The sequence below is a fragment of the Bradyrhizobium macuxiense genome, from assembly GCF_001542415.1.
GTDB lineage: Bacteria > Pseudomonadota > Alphaproteobacteria > Rhizobiales > Xanthobacteraceae > Bradyrhizobium > Bradyrhizobium macuxiense.
On sequence record NZ_LNCU01000100.1, the window covers coordinates 1 to 20,155 of the forward strand.

Below are 20,155 nucleotides of genomic sequence, written 5' to 3' on the forward strand. Positions count from 1 at the left end.
ACCAAGGCTGGCGACATGGTGCCGGGCTGCGAGTAAGGAGTGCAGTGCTGTGGAAGCCGTGCTTGAGTACTGGCCCGTGCTTATTCAGGGCCTATGGGTTACAGTTTGGGTGAGCTCGTGCATCATCCTTGGTGCGGCGTTGGGCGCGATCATGCTAGGCGTACTGCGGGTCTCCAGGACCGGGGTGATACGAGTGCTTTCGATGGTTTTCATCGAGTGCATTCGCGGCCCCTCCGCGTTGGTTCTCCTGTTCTGGGTGTTTTATGCATTGCCCCTGCTGCCGGGCATGCCGCAGCTCAGCCCTCTCGCGGCGGCGATTCTTGTGCTGGCGCTCGATGGAGCCGTATACGGCGCCGAGATCGTTCGTGCTGGCATTGAGGCAGTGAATCGTGGACAAGCCGATGCGTGCCACGCGCTTGGACTGAGCAGATTCCAGAGTTTCACGAAGGTGGTGCTACCACAAGCGCTCTCGCAGATAGTGCCCGCTTTCGGGAGCCTAGCGAGGGGCATGATCAAGTGGACCTCGATTGTGAGCTTCATCGGCGTGCAGGACATACTTTATGTCGCGAACAACGTCCGCGCCCAAACCTTCGAGACGACCATCGTCTTTTGCCTTCTTGCGGTCCTTTATTGGATCCTGACCGTTCTTTGTGGCCTCGTCTTCCGCGAGCTTGAGCAGGTGTTGCCGTTGAACCGCGCATTGCGAGCCGCTAGGGCGCCGAGCGCGTATGCACCTGCAGGAGCCGCCCAATGACTTGGGATTGGAGCTACGCCGTGGAGATCGTGCCGAACCTTATGGTGGGCGTTTGGTACACCATCCTGGTAACGCTCGCGAGTTCGGCAATTGCGCTGATCGGAGGGCTGCTCCTTGCGATCCTGGAAATTGCGAGTACTAGGCTAGGGCGGACATTTGTGCGTTTTTGGCTCGAACTCGCCCGAGGCGTACCGATTCTGATACTGCTGTATTTCACGTTCTATGTGCTCCCCCAACTGGGAATTACAATTCCCGCGATACCAATCGGCATCGGCGTATTAGGTGTTGTCTACGCCGCGTATTGCTCGGAAGTTTACCGAGGCAGTCTGATCACGATTCCAACCGAACTGCGCGATGCATGCGTGGCACTCAACTTGAGCCAGTATGTCACGTGGCAACGCGTCCTCGTTCCGCTCATGATCAAACGGGCTGTCCCCGCCTTGCTCAACTACGTGCTCGGCTTATTCCGGGAAACAGCGATGCTTTTTGCGATCGGAGTGCCCGTGCTGATGGGCGAGGCTCAGGTGGCTGGTAACGAAAGCTTCCGTTTTCTTGAGCCCTTCACGCTTGCCGGCATCATTTATATGGCGATGAATTTGCCGTTCCTCTATCTCCTCTCCCGATACAAGGACAAGCATGCTTAGTGCAGCCGAATTTAGCCACTCGCGACCTTTCGTTCCCGAGGCAGCGACGGAAGCGCATGGAGTCGCTCCCAAATCGAAACATGCCAAGTGGGCTATCGAATTCGAAAGGATCTCGAAATTCTTCGGCGCTCATCGTGTGCTGGTCGATCTCGACCTGCAAGTGCAGCCTGGCGAAAAGGTTACGCTGATCGGCCCCAGCGGTTCGGGAAAGACGACTGTGTTGCGCCTGGCGATGACGCTCGAAAAGCCCACCGGGGGTGACATCCGGATCTTCGGCGAAAGTATCCTCTTCGATTCTGCCGGCAAACCGCTGTCTACCTCGCAGGAGGCCCGAATCCGTCGTCGGTGCGGCATGGTGTTTCAGCAATTCAATCTTTTTCCCCATCTAACCGTGCTGCAGAACTTGGTTCTGGCGCCCACGACCGTGCTGAGGCAGTCAAAGGAGCAGGCTGAGAACACCGCGCTCGAATACCTTCGAATGGTAGGTCTGGAAGGTAAAGTTCATGCATATCCCGCCCAGCTATCCGGAGGCCAACAGCAACGCATCGCTATCGCGCGGGCGCTTATCTTGAAACCTGAGATACTCCTTCTTGACGAAATCACCTCGGCTCTAGACCCGGAGCTTGCCGGAGAGGTGCTCGACGTCGTGCGAGGCGTGGCGCACGAGACGAAGGTGACCCTGCTGATCGTCACACACGAGATGCGATTTGCGCGCGAGGTTTCTGACCGTATTGCCGTGTTCGACGCTGGCCGTATCATTGAACAAGGTTCGCCCGACAAAATTTTTAGCTATCCCGAATGCGACCGTACGCGTGCATTCCTGCAGTCAGTCTTGAACCATTGAAAGGCCAACCATACCGATGCAGATTCTCTCTGACCTCCTCCAAGCCCGCGCCGAAGACGGCGGCCAGCGTGTGTTCTGTTCGTTCCAAGGACAACGAACGACCTTCGAACAACTACGTAACGGTGTCCAGGAGATGGCCGGCGCCCTGACGGAAGCTGGAGTGAAGTCTGGCGATCGTGTCGGTCTCATGCTGTCGCCTTCGATTGAGCACATGGAGCTCTTTCTTGCTATCGCGTGGATCGGGGCGATCTCGGTCCCGTTCAGCATCCACCTGAAAGCCGCCGGGCTAGAACTCCAGCTTAATAGCGCCAAGCCGCGCCTGCTTATTGCTAATCGCTTGTATGCGGTTGCGATCCGCCAATCCCTGTTGGCGGTGACGCGGCGGCCGTCCGTGCTTTGGTTCGAAGATGGTATCGACGGCAAGGGTGAAATCCACCTCAATGCGCTGCTGCGCGCCAGTCGCGCAGTATGGAGCGCGGTGGCGCGGTCCCCCGACGATCCGCTTTTCATCAGCTACACATCGGGAACGACAGGAGCCCCTAAAGGGGCTGTGCTGTCCGAACGGTTTTTCTGGGTTGCCACAAAGAACGCGGCCATTATTTCGGGCGCGCAGCGCGAGGACGTCTACTTCCTGTGGGAGCCGTTCTATCACGGCGCTTGGCAGACAATGGCGATCGCATTGCAGAAGGGACTTAGGTGCCATCTGGTAGAGCGTTTCAGTGCCTCGCGTCTGTGGGACGATATTGCCGAGGCGGGTGCAACCAAGTTCCACTATTTGGGCGGTGTGGTGAACATCATCCTGGCGCAACCAAAAGTGGAGAGTGAGCGCAACAACACAGTCTCGATCGCGTGGGGGGGCGGCTGTCCAGCCGACAGTTGGCGCAAGTTTGAAGATAGATTCCAGTTGAAAGTGCGCGAAGGATACGGCCTTACGGAAGCCCAAAGCTTCACTCACATGAATTTGCGCGGCGTGGTTGGATCGATGGGTACTCCCATCGAAGAGCTCGAGTCTTGGGTCATTGATGAGAAAGGCAAACGCGTCGGTCCAGGCGTGCTTGGGGAACTTGTATTAAAACCAAAGATCACCGGCGTTGTGATGAGTGGCTACTGGAATGAACCGGAGAAGACCGCGCAAGTGCTTCGGGAGGGGAGCGTTTTCACTGGCGACCTCGTCATGTTCGATGAGAATGGTAACTTTTACTTCAAAGGAAGAAAGAAGGACGCGATGCGTCGGCGAGGTGAGAACGTATCAGCGTGGGAAGTCGAGCGTGTGATCAACGCGGCTCCCGATGTGGAGGAGTCTGCAGTGATCGGGGTTGATTCGGGGCTTGGACAGCACGATCAAGAGATTATGGCGGTGGTCAAGCTCCGCACCGGAGCGGAGCAGGATCCGCTCAGAATCATCAACTTCTGCGCGGACCGGCTTGCCTATTACCAGGTACCGAGGTTCATACGGTTCGTCGATGAGTTCCCACGCGGACCGAGCCAGCGCATCAAGAAAAATGAGATTCCAGTGGATCTCCAGAATGCGTGGGACGCCGAGAAGGCCGGTGCAAAACCGACGCGAAGTGTTTGAAGGTAGAAAGATGGCAGAAGAATACAGATTTCCATACGCCCAAAACGATCTAGTCTCTGACGTAAGGGATAAGATGCTCGTGCTCACCATTAACCGGCAGGCGCGCTACAACGCTTGGACAGAGGCTTTGCGGGAAGAGTTTACTCGAAAACTGCTGGACGCGAACGAAGCTGAGGATGTGGACGCGCTCATCATCACAGGGGCAGGTCCAAACGCCTTTTGCGCCGGTGCGGACTTAGGAGAGACAAATTCAGACAGCGACGCCGTCAGCGCCGGCCTTGAGCGCTTCATCGCGTGCTATGACGCTGTGCGCAGCTTCAGCAAGCCGCTCGTTGCGGCTGTCAACGGAGTTGCCGCTGGCTCCGGTTTCCAACTCATTCAGTTTTGCGACTACGTGGTCGCCCATCCAGGCGTGAGGATGGGACAGACGGAGGTGAACTCGGGGCTACCGAGCGTTTTCGGCACTTGGCTAATGTGGGAACGTATTGGTAGCCGAGCCTACGAACTCTCGCTGCAAGGACGTCTGATGCTGGCCGAAGAAGCGAAGCAACTGGGTTTCGTCAATGAAATCGTCGAACAATCAAAGGTGCTCCACACTGCATTGGACGTTGCCCGTCGACTGGCGAACCAACCTCGATTAGCGTTTAAACTCTCGAAAGCTGCGAACCGCCAGTTCGACAAAGAACGATATGCCGAAGCTATGAAGAGGGCGATTGCTGTATATCGCGAAGCATTTGAGAATGGTGAAGCCCAAAGACAAGTTAGTCAATTCTTCGAGAACCGCCGTGACCGCAAGACGGATGCACATGGGGGGTGATGAGCAATCTATGTCCTCACCCAGTGAACTCTTCCTGGAAGCACAGGGTGCTCTCGGCCCGAAGCTTGCATGAATGCGATCGTTGCTGCTGCCTTCTAGACGATGGTGCATCCCTAAAGGAAATGCTCAATTATTAGAACGTCGCAGTGCTGAAAAGCGGCTGCCTACGCAGCCAGCGAGGTAATAAATGGCCACCGCAACACCACTCTACCTAAATGCCAAGACTGTTCAGTCATGCCTCTCTGACAAGGAGATATACGAAATCGTCAGCCGGATGCTCCGCCAGTTAAACACGGCAGATGTCATCAAAGGACCCAAAGCGGGCTTCGGAGTGAGCGTCGAAGGAGATCACCTCTACATGGGTAGCCTTTCCGGGTGCATTTTATCAGACTCTTCGGCCGGGCTCAAATGGTTCGTCGTCCCAAGTGCGAACTGGTCAAGGAATGCGCCGCGTGTCCCGGCAACGATCCTGATCTGCAACGCAAAAACGGGACTGCTTGAGGGCGTGCTCGACGCTACGCAGCTCACGTGCGACCGAACTGCCGCGATGGCTATTGCCGCCGCGTTCGCTTGCGCGCGTCGTCCGTTAACAAATGCAGCCGTCATCGGCGCAGGCCACATCGGGCGTGCCTTGGTGAGGCTCTTGGCAGCGACGCAGGCCATCGATTGTATCGCGGTAGGCTCACGGACTGAGTCGAGCTCCCGAGATGCGTGCGACCGGGTCGCCTCATCAGTTCGAGGTAACCTGAACCTTTACGCGACTGCCGATATTCACCAGGCTGTTCGTGATGCTGATGTGATCTTCACCGCCACTTCCGGACCTGATGATGGCAACGTTGTCCGTACGGAGTGGTTAAGAGAAGACGCAATTGTTTGCTCGCTCGGCTCACGGCGCGAAGTCGATTTCGACTTGATTGCTGGAGCTTGGATTGTCGTTGACGATCCCGAAGGCATGAAGGCACGTAGTAGCCACTTTCGCGAGGGCGGCGCGGGCTGGGGAAGAATTGCAACTGACGTCGGCAACTTGATGTCTGGCGAGATTCACGTGCCCGAGAACGAAGGCAGGGTTTTGCTTCTTCTTGGAGGGCTTGGTGTTCTCGATGTGGCATTGGGTGCCCGCGCGCTTGTGAACTCGAGGCTGAAGGGCCTCGGGATTCCTCTTGAGCCGGGTGACGTATGACGTAGAGGTTGTGGTCAGCTCGAACCGACTACCGGGTGGATTCGGTGTCCGATTGTGGCACGCTGCTCGGGCCACGGTCTGCGCCTAAATCGACACTGGTCATCTATGCCAAACACTCACTTAGGACTCGCTTACGAGATGGACATTAAGGCTAAATCCCAGTCGCGTGATGAAATGAAGGTCGTGGTAATCGGTGCCGGAATCGTGGGGCTATTCGCTGCTTTGGAGATCCAACGGACAGGTCGACATGTGGTCATTCTTGACCCTGGCGATCCCGGCGGCAGGCAAGCTGCGTCGTACGGCAATGCCGGATGGGTCTCTCCCGCAGCGCTCATGCCAGTCTCGATACCCGGCCTTTGGCGTCAGCTACCACGATTACTGGTGGACAAATCGGGACCACTTGTGATCCGTTGGCAGCACTTGCCTCGCCTGTTGCCGTGGCTCCTCAGATTCTTTTGGGCCGGTCGCAGTTGGAAAAAGGTTGAAGCATGTGCAAAGCTACGCTTCGAGCTTTGCCGCGACAGCGTGGTAGATCATCAGAGGGTGGCTGCCGAGGCAGGCGTCAGCCATCTGGTCGAACACAAGGGTGCGCTTTTCGTCTACCCAGAGAAATCCGATTTTCTTGCGAGCCAGTTCTACTGGGAGATGCGTCGGCGCTTGGGATTCAAAGTGACCGAGTTGGACAAGGCCGATTTGCAGAAACACGAGCCTAACATATCCGATCGCTACCAGTTTGGTGTGCTGCTCGAAGAGGAATGTCATGTGACGGACCTCAAAGCGTACTGCGAGGCAATTGCCGAACTGATCCGAAATCGAGGAGGCGAATTCATCCGGGCGCAGGCAAAAGGTCTTATGATTTCAGGCGGTCGCCTTAAGGCGATTATGACTGATGAGCGCTCCATAGAATGTGCACAGGCGGTCCTTACGGCGGGCATTGGTTCGAAGAAATTGGCGGCCGCTGCGGGAGACCGCGTTCCGCTCGAATCAGAACGTGGCTATCATGTCATGATTGCGGATGAGGGGAAGACCATCAATCGTCCGATCATGCCTACAGATGGAAGAATGGGTATCACGCCGATGCGGCAGGGATTGCGAATCGCGGGACAAGTCGAACTTGCAAGTGTCGGAGCTCCTCCCGATTGGCGCCGAGCCAAAATTCTGCATCAATGGCTATCGAGTATTCTCCAATCGCCGCCGGTGGTATCCGACAAGGTGGTTGATCAATGGATGGGCCACCGACCCTCCACGCCTGACGGCCTGCCATGCATCGGTCCTGCCCGGTTCTGTCGTGGCTTGTTTTATGGATTTGGCCATGGCCATACCGGCCTCACGCAGGCACCAGCAACAGCCAAGCTGCTTGCAGCTTTGGTCGCGGGGCAAGAACCTCATATCGATATCTCCGCGATGAGTGTGCACAGATTTTGATTCTACAGGTGCGTGACTTGCTTGCGAAACTATTCGCCTAGTGGCCGTGATGACGTGCCGAGCGTCGGCCATCCTATATTACAGGCGGGATCGCGCTGGTCGGCGATGAGATAGTGCGCTCGACCTGTATGAAGCCGCCAATGTCCCTATGACTGGGTCCTCTTAGCTCGAACGCTGAGTCAATGGACATTCCCAAGCGGCAAGGCTCGAAACGCCGAACTCGCAGCACTCCTGCGCCGCATGTGGGTCGATGATACAACCTACCGATGAGCTAAAGCTGCACCGGCTGCGACGTGAGGAAGATATTGAGACGTCGCCGGGACGGTGGATCCCCTGAAGCCGTTGCACGCCCGGTGGCCGTATCCGATGACATTCCTCTGAGATCGCGATGTCGCGTCCAAGCTTGAGCGGAAGCATGAGCTCGGAGGAGGTTCACTCACGAGAATCTGCTCATGGTGCATTCGCGTCCTCTGCAGGAAGAGGTGTAAGGACGGACAGCAGCCGGCCGGCACCTCTCGGACGCCAGGTTGTCAGTCTTACGTGGATTGAGCTTGGACAGGAAAATCGCTTGCGGTACTCGCAAGGGATATTCAGAATCGAGGGCGACGATGTCCCATGATCCTTAGAATCATTGATCCCAATCGAGTATGGAGAAGCTTTCGATGGGGCTTCCTATTTCACCTTAAGAGTTGAGCTCAGCGAGCGGCTTCATAGGCGAGGTCAACGCCTGCCGGCGGGCAATCGTAGTATTGGGCGTGCCGGACGGAAAGAATCGCGAGAACATCTCTCCTGCCGTCGTGCACGAACCCGAGCAGTAGTGAGGGCCTTGCGCATCGTGCGCGGGGTCCAAGATATGGGCGCACACAGCGTAGCCAAGTCCGCGCGGGATGACGAGCACGCTCCCCACGTCGCACTGACGGACGACGCTGTCGCGCCGGCAGTCTCAGGGCCAGCCGCCTACCTGAACGCGCGGGAGCCGATCGATATTGATAGCCGCTAACGGTCCGACGCGATGCTCCGGATTACAGCTTCTTATCTGAGCGCGCAGAGTTCGCGCATTGCGTTCGCGCTGCATTGCGAGGTGGCCGTTATACCCGGCACGGAAGGTGGGTGCCGTCCGATCAGGCGCGCGAATTCCCACGTACCAGCGTGGTGCGGGCATGATGCTCGAGGCATCGGAGGCGGCGTTAGGACGCGGCATGCGCGCCGTAGGCGATGAGTCGCTTATGCGCGCCGCGTATCGGAAGCCCCGTCCTTCGGCACAGCTGACGTATACGCGGAGCGACTGATGCCGAGTGCGCGGCACATCGATACAGCTCATTGGCGACGCGGGCAGGTGATGAATCTGGGCGAGCATGAATGCTCGCTCCAGCGCCGATTCCAGAAGCTAATTGAAATTGCACCCAGTCAGGCTCTTTCCGCGCGGCGGCGTGAACAGATTCAAAACGTCGCGCTGAAGATGCGCGTGAGGTCGGCTACCGCAGCCTCGGCAAGTTCGAATTCTTGGTTGACGAAACATCGTCCGACCTGCCTTTCGTCTTCATCGAAGCCAATCCGCGCTTGCAAGTCGAGTGCACGATAGCCGAAGAGGTAACGGGCTAGATCTCGTGCAATTGCAGATCGCAGTCGCGGCGGGCACAACACTGCTTCGATTGGCCTTGATCCCGCGCGTGCTCCGAACCCGCAGGGCTTTGCGATTCAGTAGGCGAATCAATGCCGAGGTGCTCGATGCACAGGCCCCTCGACCGGCACTCTCTCGCGTTTTGACTTACCAACAGGCCCCGGCGTTCGTATCGACACGCACAGTGCTGCGGGCGTGCAGCCTTCACCTCATTACGACCCGCTTCTGGCTAAGCTGATCATGCATTCGCGTGGGCCCAACTTTAGCGACGTTGCGCGCAGGTCACGCCGGGCGCTCGCCGAGACGCGAATCGAGGCAATCGCGACGAACCCACCCGCTGTTGCGCGCGGTCGCTGAGCGAATGCAGTTCGATCAACAGCGCGTGCGCCAAAAAAAGAAGGACCGCATGCTGGCGCTCGCTCACGAGCTTAAACTGGCCGTGGTCCTTTTCGCGGAAGGCGGGGGGGGGGACGGCCGGGAGATGTGGACGGCCGATCATCGCTGGCTTGAATAGCCACACATTCTCGCATTTTGCGGCGCTCTCGGGCGTGGTTTCGGTGGCCGGTATCGTGCACGGCCGGTGCTTCGCAGGCAATGCCGCGCTGCTCGGCTGCGCCGATATCGTCATAGCCCACCGAGCCCAGCAACATTGGCATGGGCGGTTCGGCTATGATCGAAGGTGGTGGACTTGGCACGTTCAGCCTGGAGCAGATTGGGCCGAGCAACGTGCAGTCGCGCAATGGAGTGATCGACGTGCTCGTGAAGGACGAAACCGGAGCGGTTGCCGCCAAGAAGCCCTACCTTTTGTACTTCCGAGGATCGATCGGCAGTGGAACTGCGCTGACTCGCGTTTGCTACGGCATGCGGTGCCGGAGAACCGCCTGCGCGCATACGATATGCGGCGCGTCCTCGACGGTTATTTGACATCGGTTCGGTGCTTAGCTAAGCGCGGGGTCGGCGCCCTGATCAGTGCGCTCGCGCGTATCGTAGGCCATCTGTCGCCGTATTCGCGAACGATCTCAGACACCTCGGCGGCGTGATCGACGTAGAAGCCGCCGACAAGGCCGCGGTCTTCATGCAGTTGTGTCACGCACACGGCCTGGCCCTCATCTCGCTGACCGATATATCCGGCTTCATCGTCGGACCCGATATCGAGGCGCGAGCACATGTGCGGCATTGCTGTCGAATGTTCGGCGTTGCCTCACACTTGTCCGTACCCTTCTGCACCGTCATCACCCGCAAGGGCTACGGTCTCGGCGCGCAGGCGATGACCGTCGGCGGCTTCGAAGGGCCGGTATTCACCGTCTCGACCGGCGAATTCGGCATGATGGCCCGGAAGGCTGTAAGCTAGCTAGGATTCCGCAAGGAGCTTGACGCCGCCGCACCGGGTGAGGAACGCGATGCGCTCTATCGCAAGCGCGTCGCGCGGCAATACGAGAATGGTCGGGTGACGAACATGGCCGCGATGTTCAAGATCGCTCCGGTGATCGATCCTGGCGGAGACGTGTTCTTGGCTCGCGCTTGGTGAGGCTATTATGCAAGACGGCTTCCAACAGATAGTTGGCAAAATAGCAAAGGTGGCGCTGCACGTTCGGATCATGCCTCGATGCTCGGCGCACTAGTGAGAATGCCGCTCACCCCGGAGCCGCTGGGAGTCTAGGTACTACCAACTGGGGAAAGCGTTATGAGGTCGCGATCGAATAGTTTGCGACTTCTCGCCACGGCAGCGGGCATGATCCTGATGTGATTGGACGTACGCTTGGGCATTCGTCAAGGCCGCGCTGGAGACCTACTGTTATTTCCTTAGATCATTCCAATCTGGTATTGATGATAGCAAAATTGGTATTGGCTCGCCGGCGAAGGTTTGTATGAAAGTTGGGATCAATCAACGGAATCACGTCCTGCAGGTGGTCGGCGTCGCTGGAGTTCGCGATCGACCTTTGTCGCGGTACGCAACGGTTTTCACAACAGCTCTCGAGGATTTGCACTCATGACCCTGACGACAAGAGATGCCGGCCTGCGCCTCGGCATCATTAACCTAAACGCTGTCGGCATGCCTGACACGGTAAATTTACCTGACCCCTTCGCCCGTCTCCCACCTCATCCAGGCGTACCAACCGGCTATTTCCATCACCCTGACTTCTGGCCCGTCCCCGTAGCGCACGCCGTTGCGGATTGGGGTGGGGGGACCGGACTACTTGAAGGATCGCCGGCTGCCATTGAGGCCGTTGCAGCGGCCGTCGACCAGTTGGCGCCACTCTGCGACCTGATCGTCGGGAATTGCGGCTATATGTACTGTGCGCGATCGGCGGTGCGTTCGAACACGCCCACTTTATTGAGTGGCCTGCAGCTCCTACCCTGCGCTCTCGAAGCAAGCAGCCGGCCGGTTGGAATCCTCACCTTCGACAAGGATTACACGGGAAAAATGCTTGCCGACCATCCGGATTTTTCTCGTCTACGCATTGTCGGAAGCGGTCATCTCCCGACCTGGTCACTGTTCATGAATCCAGACCGGTATGCTAAATCCCTATTGGATACCGAGGCGCTGCGCAGAGAGATAGTTGAAGCGTGTTTTCAAGAGCGTCAGACCGGTGCCTTCACCGAGATCGGTTCACTCGTCTTGGAATGCACCGCTATGCCGCAGTTCAGAGCCGACATTGTCGCGGCCCTCCGGGTGCCGACCTGGGACATCGCTGCATTCGCCAAAGCCTTGCTCGGAGCGTAACCCCGCATGATCGCTTCCGAGGCGCAGGAGAACGTGCGGCACTGCTTCGCATGTTCGTTGTCGCGATCAATTCCGGCTTTGATGATGGGGCGGCCACATGCCTGATCCCACCGAACGTAGGTCCTGACACTATCTTACCACGATTTGCCATGACGCGGGACTAAAAGAGCGCTTGCTTAAGTCGCAACTTCCTTTCTCCGAAGAACGGAGAAGTCCATTCATTTGACTACCGCAGGAGAACAATATGCGTAGGATGAAGTTAAGGCTCTCGTGGATGGTGTTTCTGGCACTTGCGGGCTATTCTCCATCCTCGTTCGGACAAGCTGACGATCCGATTCCCACCGCCATCCGGAAGTCTGGTGAGATCAGGGTAGCTGCGGCGTCGAGCCCCCCTTACTTGGTCGTGTCACCGACTGGAGAGGCAACGGGCTATGACGCTGATATTATCAACCTCGCGCTCAAGGGAATGGGGTTACCGGCGATGAAGGCGCTTCTCTTAGCGAATGACGCCTTGATTCCCGCGCTGCAGGCCCATCAGGTTGACCTCGTAGCGCCAGATCTGGGATACACGGAGGCGCGTTGCAAGGCGGTAGTATTTACGGGCCCCGTCTATGCCTCGCAGGACGGTGTTTACGTTCCAATCGGGAACCCGAAGCATCTTACGGGCTACTCAAGTGTTGCACAAAGCCAAGACGTAAAGTTGGCTGTCGTTAGAGGGTCTCTTCAGGAAGCCTTCGCGCTGAAGCAAGGAGTGAAGCCCGAGCAACTCGTGCGCGTCACTGACATTGCGGCCGGCATCGCAACGATTAGAGGCGGCCGGGCAAACGCTTTCGCTCTTGGTCAATTCACCATCCCGAATCCGGAACAGAAAAGCTTGGAGGTGGTGGTTGACAAGCAGTCGCCCGTGAATGGGGTTGGCGTAGCATTCCGTATGGAAGATATCCGTTTCCGCGACGCATTCGACAAGCAGTTCGACCTTTTACGCAGCAATGGTGCGATGAAAGAGATTTACCCGTTCCCAAACTGGGACGTCCTCTCCAAGGTTCACCGGGCTAGTGAGCTCGTGCCGAGCTGTAAGTAAGTCCCAAGAGAAACGCAGACGGAATGGATGAGCACCGGCAGGAAAGAATTGAGGTCATCGGCCCGGCATTGTGGGCTGATGACGGCGCTGGAAATCCGGTGGGCGGGCCGTCCACATCCCGATCGCGCCTGGCAGAACTGGCCGAATATCTGACCTTCGAGCAGGCTGAGGATGACATCAAGCGCTGCAAGACGCGGCTTAAGCACATCGATCAGCCCGTCTTGCGACGCTTGGTGCTCGGCGAGACTCCAGGCTGACGGCACGCTGGCTCGCCGATCCATCCTCTTGCTAAACAACTACGCGCTCACAAGGATCTGGCCGCTCGCCTTGATCTGGTGCTCGGCATTGCCAGGGATCGGCGAACGCATTGCGCTTGCGCTTCTGATCCGTATGCCCGATCAGCCGCGAGCAGGCTGCAGCCCTCGCAGGCCTTGCGCCCTTCGCAATGACCGCGGCCAACACAAGGGTCAAGGTCGTACTGTCGGCGGCCGACCCCGTCCTTCGCCGTTCCTTATTTGCGCCCGCTATGGAGCGACAATAGTTTGTCCTTGATTCTCATCCTGATCGCCGCCGCCCAGGCCTCAAAAAAGCGTCGTCGTCTATGCGGTCCTGGTCCGCGGCCGAAAAGCTCAATACCATTGCGGCCAACTCAAGCATCTCGGCGCTCAGCTTGGCGTTACCACCGTTCGCCAGACGCAGCAGCACCATTCGTATGTCCGCTGAGTTGTGCCTTTCCTTGAATTGTGACCTTCATTGCATCGACCCTGGTAGAAAGTGAGGTGCGGTCGGCGTATCGGGCGCACCGAGGGCGATTAGCGTTGAACTCGCGATCGAGCGCCCCTGACGTCGATTGTCGAATTTCCGACATCGCGTCGAGGCCACGAAAAAAACCGCTCGGCAAATAGCGTTGTTAAACCAAGCTCTCGGAGTTGGCACGAGGCTTGAAGAGGTGGTCTTGTCAGAGACTGCTCAAGAGATGACTGCAATGTCTTACGAGATGATCGCTTTTCGCTTCGCGCCATTTGTCGGGTTCAAACGCGAAATTTTCTGCCGCCGGTATCGGTCTCAAAGAACGATTTCGCATATCGACGCCCGAGCCGGGCCACGCTTCGCGCCGGACCCATTGCGCGATGCTTTCGTCGACCGTTTCGTCTCGCGATACGTCCCACTTTTTTTCTCATAAGACGCAAAGCGATAATTGGCGCTGATGGTCCTTGTTGAAATGTTGCTGCGAAGCAGCACATAGATCGAATTGCGGTACTGCGCGACTCCGGCAGGCGAGGAAAACATCTTTCGAAGAGCAAAAGATGCGTTTGCTCCACGGAGGCGACTGAGCAGCATGATTCCGATAGAAAAAAATATCAGAAACACAACTGGTATCGCGCTGGGGCTGAGATTGAAGACACGGACGGCTCGGCTCGCTGTCGAGCTGAGCCAGACCGCGAAACTCGCATTGCCAAGCGTGCTGGCGGAGCTCGGACAGGCCGTGATGATGATAACAGATCTCGCCTTCATCGGCCACATCAGCGCCGACGCCCTCGCCGCGGCCGCGCTGGCCAGTAGAATCTATTTGGTCGGTTTGACATTCGGGACGGGCTTAATGTCAGCCGTTGCCCCGCTGGCGGCGCAGGCTTTTGGCAGTGACAATCCGGGCTTGGTGCGCCGTTCGCTCCGGGTGGGCCTTTGGGCCGCATTACTACTGTCGCTGCCGATCATAGCATTTGCGCTCTGCGGCGAACAAATTCTGGTTGCTTTTGGCCAAGCCCCGGAAACGACGCGGCTTGCTCAGCAATATCTATTCGGGCTCGCATGGGGCATCCTGCCAGTGCTGTGGTTTCGGGCTCTCCGGAGCTTCATGATTGCGGTCAAGCGGCCAGAGCCGCTCTTGTGGATCACACTAGCCGCCATTCCTGTCAATTTCCTGCTGGTCTATCTCTTAGTGTATGGCAGATGCGGGCTACCGCGGCTTGAGCTCTTCGGCGCGGGTTTTGCCACAAGTCTAGTGAACTGCGCGATACTGCTAGTCGCCCTCTGGTTCGCCATCAGGCGTCGTCCCTTCAGCGATTATCACTTACTTGCGCATCTCTGGCATGTCGATTGGCCCTTGATGCGAGAATTGATCGTGATTGGGGCACCGAGTTCGATGGCCCTTCTCATGGAGTATGGGCTTTTCTCGGCCGCTGCACTGTTGATGGGCCTGATCGGCACCACCGCACTTGCCGCTCATCAGATCGCGTTCAACATCGCCGCGATCCTGTTCAAAATACCTATCGGAATTGGTATGGCAGCGACCGTGCGCGTCGCGCATGCGGTTGGCCGCAACGACCATCCCGGTATCAGGCGCGCAGGCCTGGTTGCGATGCTACTCGGCGTGGCAATCGCCGCAGTATTGATGGTTATCGTGATTGCCGCTCGCCTGGAGCTTGTGCGAATGTTTCTGGACGATGCGGGCGACAAAGCGGACGCGACGATCGAATTGGCTGGAACCCTTCTGCTGGTTGCCGCAAGCTTCGTCATCACTGAGACACTGGAAACCATAGCTATGGGATGCCTGCGCGGGCTGAAGGACACACGGATCCCACTCTTGTTTACTGGCGTGGGCTATTGGCTGGTCGGCATGTTAAGTAGCTACGCACTAAGCTTACAAATTGGATTAGGCGCCGTTGGTGTCTGGATCGGTTTATCGATCGGGACAACCGTCTACGCAGCGCTTCTTATCCTGCGTTTCCTGGCGCTGACGAACAAGCTCGCTCTTCAAAACGGAGCTCCAAGAAGGCCCATTGTGGACCAGCCACAAAGCGGCACGCGGTATCGATGAGGTAATGGTCGCGACGTGCGAAGAGGACCAAGGATAAGATCCGCGCCACCGCTGTGGGTCCACGCCCGGCCGATGCGTCCGATCGACGTTCCCAAAGCCGATGACACTAAGCGGCCCCTCCTTGCCGGCCGCTTGAGAGCCGTCCAAAGCGTGGAGCGCAGCCCTTGAGGCCACGTCCGTGGGTTCTCTCATGGCTTGCTGCCTGAGCGGAATCACCGTTGGCGCTCGATGCTCTGCATACGACGATCATCAGCCAGAAGGTGCGCCATGCCAGAACCTGGCTTCATATAGCCCCTGGTTCATGCGGTTTCGTCAAAAAGGCACGATTGAGGGGCGTACCTTTTTGTAGAGGTCTCTCTCCTTTCCGCGCACGAGATGGCCGGCTTCGTTCGACGCTTGGTTCGCGCAGTACTGTACTCCGTGCGTACCCATGGCATCGCGCATTGGCCAGAAAGGCCGTAAGCGCAGCCAGTGCCCCGTGGATGGCTGATTGACGTTTTGCGGTATCGCCAGGGCCTAGTGAATAGTGCAGCTATAGAGAATGGTAGTTGGAAACCCAGCTGGCAGCTTGCACATTGGTTGGTGTAACGAAGGGATAAGTGCGTAAGACCGTATGCTGAGGTGAGCGTTCCTTGCGGAGCGCGACTCCCCAGTTTCGCCGGAAAGTAAAAGGTCGACCCTCGCGGATCAGCGATGCGCCGTCCCCGGTGCATTGCTGAGGTTCAGCCATTCCCTCCACAACATCAAGGTAAGACGTCACAATACGAGGAGAAGCAACGCATGGTTCAGACGGTTACAGGGCCGATCCCGGTCGAGTGCCTGGGACGGACACTGATGCACGAGCATCTGTTCATCGCTTTTCACGGCGCCTCGTTCGATCCGCTCGCGAAATTCGATCGTCCGGAATTCATCAAGAAGGCGGTTCAGCGCCTTGTGGAGCTGCGCACCGAGTACGGAGTACGCAGCTTTGTCGACCCATGTCCGATCGAACTCGGCCGCGACGTCACCATGATGAAAGAGATTTCCGAGAGATCCGGAATGCACATCGTTTGCACCACTGGATTTTACCATGAGGAAAGGGGGCTTCCGATCTACTGGCGCGCGCGCACCGCCAATGAGATCGCCGATTTTTACATCAGCGAGATCGCGCGCGGCATTGGCGACACTGGTGTGAAGGCCGGCGCGATCAAAGTCGCAACGGGAGCGCCCACGGTCACTGCGCTCGAGAAGAAGTTCCTTTCTGCTGCGTGCATCGCGCAAAAGGTAACTGGAGTGCCAATCATCACCCACACGACCAAGGGCTGCGCTGGGCCCGAGCAACAACAACTGTTCGAGGCTGGCGGCGTTGCCGCGCACCACTGCCTGATCGGCCATTGCTGCATCAACCCCGATCCCTCTTACCATCGCCGTATCGTCGACGCTGACTCTTATATCGGTTTCGATTACATTGGAACGACACCGTTGCAGTCGGACGAGGTTCGTGCCGACAATTTGGCGAAGCTCGTGCACGACGGCTTTCGGTCGCAGATCATCATGAGCCAGGACCGCTGGTGCGGTTGGCTTGGAAGGTTCTTCCGCCAGTTCCGCCCCGAGGAGTTTGCGAACCTCGAACAGCTGATGTCGCCAACCTACACTTACATGTTCACTGACTTCATGCCGTTGCTGCATAGCCGCGGGGTCGACCAGTCGGACATCGACTCGATCCTCGAGGACAATCCACGACGGTTCTTCGCCGGTGAGGGAATCCCGGAAAAGGCGACGAAGCAGGTACGTTATGCGCCCGCAATCCCAAAAAACTGAGCGGGTTTAAGCTGCATTTCTTTCTCCATCTTGATCGGGACATCCGATGGCGGAACGGAGCCGGTTCTATTGTAGAAGGCATCGAAGAAGCTAAAGATGCGCTGGGGCTCGGCGCGGGTCTGGTGCTGGCGATGATGAACGACCTCGGTCTTCGAGGTGCGGAAGAGCTCTCCATTGGGGCATTGTCGTAATAGTCGGCTTTGCGGCTCATGGATGCAGTGATGGCGGCGGCCGACAGGAGTGCATCGATAGTCGTATGAGGCCTTGGGCGGATTCAATCGATCGTCGCAACACCAGTATTTTTGCTTATGGCTGCAACTCGTCGTGCGCCTCTGCCGTTGTCTTCCAGCCTAAGGGCTTTCTCGGTCGAGCAATGAGGATGCTCGGGTCAGTGCCACGTCGGGTAGTACTAACGAGTTCGCGCAGTTGGCTGCTTCGGCGCAGCGTTGGCTGGTCATGATCTCTAGTGAGACAAAGCCTTGGCTTCGCCGGCGCACGCGCGCTCTGGGTACCCTTAACGCTCGTTAGGTTCGCAAGCGGGCCCTCACTTCACAGCGCAACGCACCCGGCTCTGAATAACAGAGTCTGATAGATGGCTTCGTGGCTGATGCGCATCGCGTTGTGGCAAGCGTCGAGCAGTCCTCGGGCGCTAGGCCCTGGCCCATCCTCGATCCCTTTGCGGGGCACGTCGGCGGCCCTTCCACGAGACGACGGCGCCTTGAACGCGAAGTCAGCTCAAGGTCGTGACGACGTCGGCCACATAAGTGCGTGAGGTTTGCAAGCTTGGTGGTTTGGGCCGAAGGGGCGGTCCTCAGCGCGCCATGGACTGTCGATGCAGTTTACTCAAGGCCGCCGCTCTGCGTCGCGGCGTTGCGTCGCAGCTCACGGTGCTGGCGGAGGCTGACCCACTAAGATAGGTCCGATCTCAGCCTCGCAGCGAGTAAAAGGTCTTATCGACTTCGACGTGATAATCGGGATGGACCTTCGCCGTTTTCCATTCGGCGTATTCGAACGGTTCGCTCGGCAGCGGCGTCAACGCAGCACGCTCGACTGCGTCGAACAGTTGCCGGCGGGATTGGCCGATATGGTGCATCGGCCGATTGTTCAGCTCCTCCAGGAAACCACCGGCGTAGTATTCAGATCGGTCAGATTGAAGAACCGCCGATGGCGCAGCCCGACCAGAATCCGGCGCTCGACAATCAACGCCGCGCTTTCAACCTTGCCCTTGTCGCGCGGCTTGCGGCCGCGGGTCGGCAAAATCGTCGTGTCGTAGTGCTCGGCGATGGCGGCAAAGGTTTGATTTAGCGTCGGTTCGAACCACAACGCGACGACCTCGGCAGAATGTCGCAAACGATCGCGTTGGGAACTCCGCCGAAGTACGACAGGCTTGAGCCTGGCCTTCGATCCAATCTGGCAGTCGCTGAACCGAAGTTCCCCGTAGCGAAGGCCAGCGACGAGGCCCCGAGCACCGCAACAAACTTCTCGTAGAACCAGGTGTAGCCATAGCCGTCGGGATGCGCCGTCCGATCCTGCCAAAGCAGCGTCAGCCTCACGCCCTTACGCTTGAGTTCCTGCCCACCCGTGGCCACTCAGGTGCATTCAGGTTCTGCGGACAGCCTCCGACCCGCCGGAATGAGGCTCGCTGCAAGGGGAATGAGGCTCGCTGCAAGGCCGCCTCACTCTCGTAAATCGGCGGCAGCGGCCAGCTCAAACCCGCTTCACGCGCCCGCAACAAAGTAGGGGGCATTCGAGCGCTTGCTGATCTGCAGCCGTTCCGAGATCTCCCGGACCGACAGGTCCTGCTCGTACGTCAGCCTCAGGATCGATCGTTGGTCCTTCACAGTGGTTCGTTTCGCTTGCCTCGGTCTCGGCATCGCCCCTCAACTCAGCTTGAGAGAGAACATTTCGTGAGCGCTCCCGAAGCCCAACCTTCCGTAACTGTCGCGATTTAGCGGAATCCCTGTCCCGGAATTACTGAAATCGCTGTCCGCAAATTACCGAAATCGGTGTCCGGAAATTGCCGACACGCACCGGTTCGGCGCCGCGACCGTGATGTCGCGGTAATTAGGTTCGTCGCGATAGGCAGCAAGTTATGACGGCTGTCGATGGTGCGAATCCCGCTCGGTGGTGCCATGAAGGCGCGGATCCCGTACCGGCGCATCAGTCGCTGGATCCGGTCGCGGCGGGAGCCACGTCCCAGCGCCCGCAGCGCTGCGTGAATCCGAGAGCTGACATAGTGCCCGCCGCTGTCCCGATGATCTGCCGGATGGCCACAAGTGACATTGATGGCGGCGCGCGCTCACTGAGCGCACGCCAGGCGTAATAGGCGGCCGGTGAGACCTTCCGCACGGCGCACATCCAGGCGCACGGGAGAGGCCTCGCGGCGGTCCTCGATGACGCGGAAGCTCATGTCCGGGTTCCGGCAAAAGATCGCGATCGACTCTTTAATGTCGCCCCATGCCCAGCGGCTCGTTCTCCCGCCGCAGACGAGCGATCTCCGCGGCCTGGTCCGCCGCTGGTGAGGCGCTGCGCCGCTGATGTCGGATCCAAGCGCTGTCTCTCTCCCGCAAGCTGAGCTCCTTGGCCACCAACGTCATGGATCGTCCACCCAATTCGGGCTCGTGCCCTATCTCCAGATCTCCTGCGGCCGCGATTTCGGAGCTGCGGAAAGCATGCCGGATCCTGCTTCCGACAGGCCGATTAACTTGCAAGCCTCATCGAGCACTCCACGCGCCGGACCCTGCGGCGGGGGTGGGGAGCAATGGGAGCCGGCCAACGACGAATGCGTTAATAGGACAGTTGAGGTGCCCAGTTCCCGTGTTGCAATGCCGCGTAGACGTATTGAGACTTGCCGTCCGACCTAAAAATCA

16 protein-coding genes and 4 pseudogenes are annotated in these 20,155 nt (G+C 58.2%); 17 read left to right on the top strand and 3 right to left on the bottom strand.

Annotated elements, in window-relative coordinates; genetic code table 11:
- The 15 genes and pseudogenes from AS156_RS30160 to AS156_RS30220 form a co-directional block, all read left to right on the top strand.
- On the top strand, positions 1-754 hold a 754-nt coding region (locus AS156_RS30160), incomplete at its 5' end, for an amino acid ABC transporter permease (RefSeq protein WP_066512479.1).
- Complete coding sequence (locus AS156_RS30165) at positions 751-1,398, top strand: amino acid ABC transporter permease (RefSeq protein WP_066504111.1); 648 nt, start codon at positions 751-753, stop codon at positions 1,396-1,398. The genes AS156_RS30160 and AS156_RS30165, both read left to right, overlap by 4 nt.
- On the top strand, positions 1,391-2,242 hold the full coding sequence (locus tag AS156_RS30170) for an amino acid ABC transporter ATP-binding protein (RefSeq protein WP_082747480.1): 852 nt from the start codon (positions 1,391-1,393) through the stop codon (positions 2,240-2,242). The genes AS156_RS30165 and AS156_RS30170 overlap by 8 nt, the downstream gene beginning before the upstream one ends.
- 16 nt (positions 2,243-2,258) lie before the next feature.
- The gene (locus AS156_RS30175; RefSeq protein WP_066512481.1) at positions 2,259-3,818 is read left to right on the top strand and encodes an AMP-binding protein; all 1,560 of its coding nucleotides are present in this window, start codon (positions 2,259-2,261) and stop codon (positions 3,816-3,818) included.
- The gene (locus AS156_RS30180) at positions 3,793-4,635 is read left to right on the top strand and encodes an enoyl-CoA hydratase/isomerase family protein (RefSeq protein WP_160331165.1); all 843 of its coding nucleotides are present in this window, start codon (positions 3,793-3,795) and stop codon (positions 4,633-4,635) included. The genes AS156_RS30175 and AS156_RS30180 overlap by 26 nt, the downstream gene beginning before the upstream one ends.
- Positions 4,636-4,822: 187 nt before the next feature.
- Positions 4,823-5,815, top strand: coding sequence for an NAD(P)-binding domain-containing protein (locus AS156_RS30185; RefSeq protein WP_066512492.1), 993 nt, complete (start codon positions 4,823-4,825; stop codon positions 5,813-5,815).
- 138 nt (positions 5,816-5,953) lie between these two features.
- On the top strand, positions 5,954-7,240 hold the full coding sequence (locus AS156_RS30190) for an NAD(P)/FAD-dependent oxidoreductase (protein WP_160331166.1): 1,287 nt from the start codon (positions 5,954-5,956) through the stop codon (positions 7,238-7,240).
- Positions 7,241-8,483: 1,243 nt separating this feature from the next.
- Positions 8,484-8,842, top strand: a pseudogene (locus tag AS156_RS46130) (ATP-binding protein); the annotation flags it as partial.
- A 145-nt stretch (positions 8,843-8,987) separates the two neighbouring features.
- Positions 8,988-9,218, top strand: a pseudogene (locus tag AS156_RS46135) (hypothetical protein); the annotation flags it as partial.
- Positions 9,219-9,222: 4 nt separating this feature from the next.
- Positions 9,223-9,375 carry a hypothetical protein gene (locus AS156_RS43565; protein ID WP_201456126.1) on the top strand — a complete coding sequence of 51 codons (153 nt, stop codon included), beginning with the start codon at positions 9,223-9,225 and terminating at the stop codon, positions 9,373-9,375.
- Between the two features lie 155 nt (positions 9,376-9,530).
- Positions 9,531-9,785 (top strand): hypothetical protein, encoded by a 255-nt coding sequence (locus tag AS156_RS43570; protein WP_201456127.1) that lies wholly within the window; start codon positions 9,531-9,533, stop codon positions 9,783-9,785.
- Positions 9,786-9,867: 82 nt separating this feature from the next.
- Positions 9,868-10,212: pseudogene (locus AS156_RS43575) on the top strand (carboxyl transferase domain-containing protein); the annotation flags it as partial.
- Between the two features lie 639 nt (positions 10,213-10,851).
- A complete protein-coding gene (locus AS156_RS30210) occupies positions 10,852-11,586 on the top strand; it encodes an aspartate/glutamate racemase family protein (RefSeq protein WP_066512505.1) in 735 nt (244 codons plus the stop codon).
- 244 nt (positions 11,587-11,830) lie between these two features.
- On the top strand, positions 11,831-12,667 hold the full coding sequence (locus tag AS156_RS30215; protein ID WP_082747814.1) for a transporter substrate-binding domain-containing protein: 837 nt from the start codon (positions 11,831-11,833) through the stop codon (positions 12,665-12,667).
- A gap of 23 nt (positions 12,668-12,690) precedes the next feature.
- Positions 12,691-12,924, top strand: a complete 234-nt coding sequence (locus tag AS156_RS30220) for a hypothetical protein (RefSeq protein ID WP_066512509.1) — start codon at positions 12,691-12,693, stop codon at positions 12,922-12,924.
- 298 nt (positions 12,925-13,222) lie between these two features.
- On the opposite strand, the gene AS156_RS43080 is transcribed toward AS156_RS30220, so the two are convergent.
- A complete protein-coding gene (locus tag AS156_RS43080; RefSeq protein ID WP_160331167.1) occupies positions 13,223-13,375 on the bottom strand; it encodes a hypothetical protein in 153 nt (50 codons plus the stop codon).
- Positions 13,376-14,006: 631 nt separating this feature from the next.
- On the opposite strand from AS156_RS43080, the gene AS156_RS30230 reads away from it, so the two are divergent.
- Both AS156_RS30230 and AS156_RS30235 read left to right on the top strand, forming a co-directional pair.
- Positions 14,007-15,485, top strand: a complete 1,479-nt coding sequence (locus AS156_RS30230) for an MATE family efflux transporter (protein WP_066512513.1) — start codon at positions 14,007-14,009, stop codon at positions 15,483-15,485.
- Between the two features lie 780 nt (positions 15,486-16,265).
- On the top strand, positions 16,266-17,285 hold the full coding sequence (locus AS156_RS30235; RefSeq protein WP_283807953.1) for a phosphotriesterase family protein: 1,020 nt from the start codon (positions 16,266-16,268) through the stop codon (positions 17,283-17,285).
- Here the strand turns inward: AS156_RS30235 and AS156_RS45680 are convergent.
- Both AS156_RS45680 and AS156_RS41345 read right to left on the bottom strand, forming a co-directional pair.
- On the bottom strand, positions 17,258-17,563 hold the full coding sequence (locus AS156_RS45680) for a hypothetical protein (RefSeq protein WP_283807952.1): 306 nt from the start codon (positions 17,561-17,563) through the stop codon (positions 17,258-17,260). The two genes, AS156_RS30235 and AS156_RS45680, sit on opposite strands and share 28 nt — an antisense overlap.
- Before the next feature lie 656 nt (positions 17,564-18,219).
- Positions 18,220-19,159: pseudogene (locus AS156_RS41345) on the bottom strand (Mu transposase domain-containing protein); the annotation flags it as partial.
- Positions 19,160-20,155: the final 996 nt, after the last annotated feature.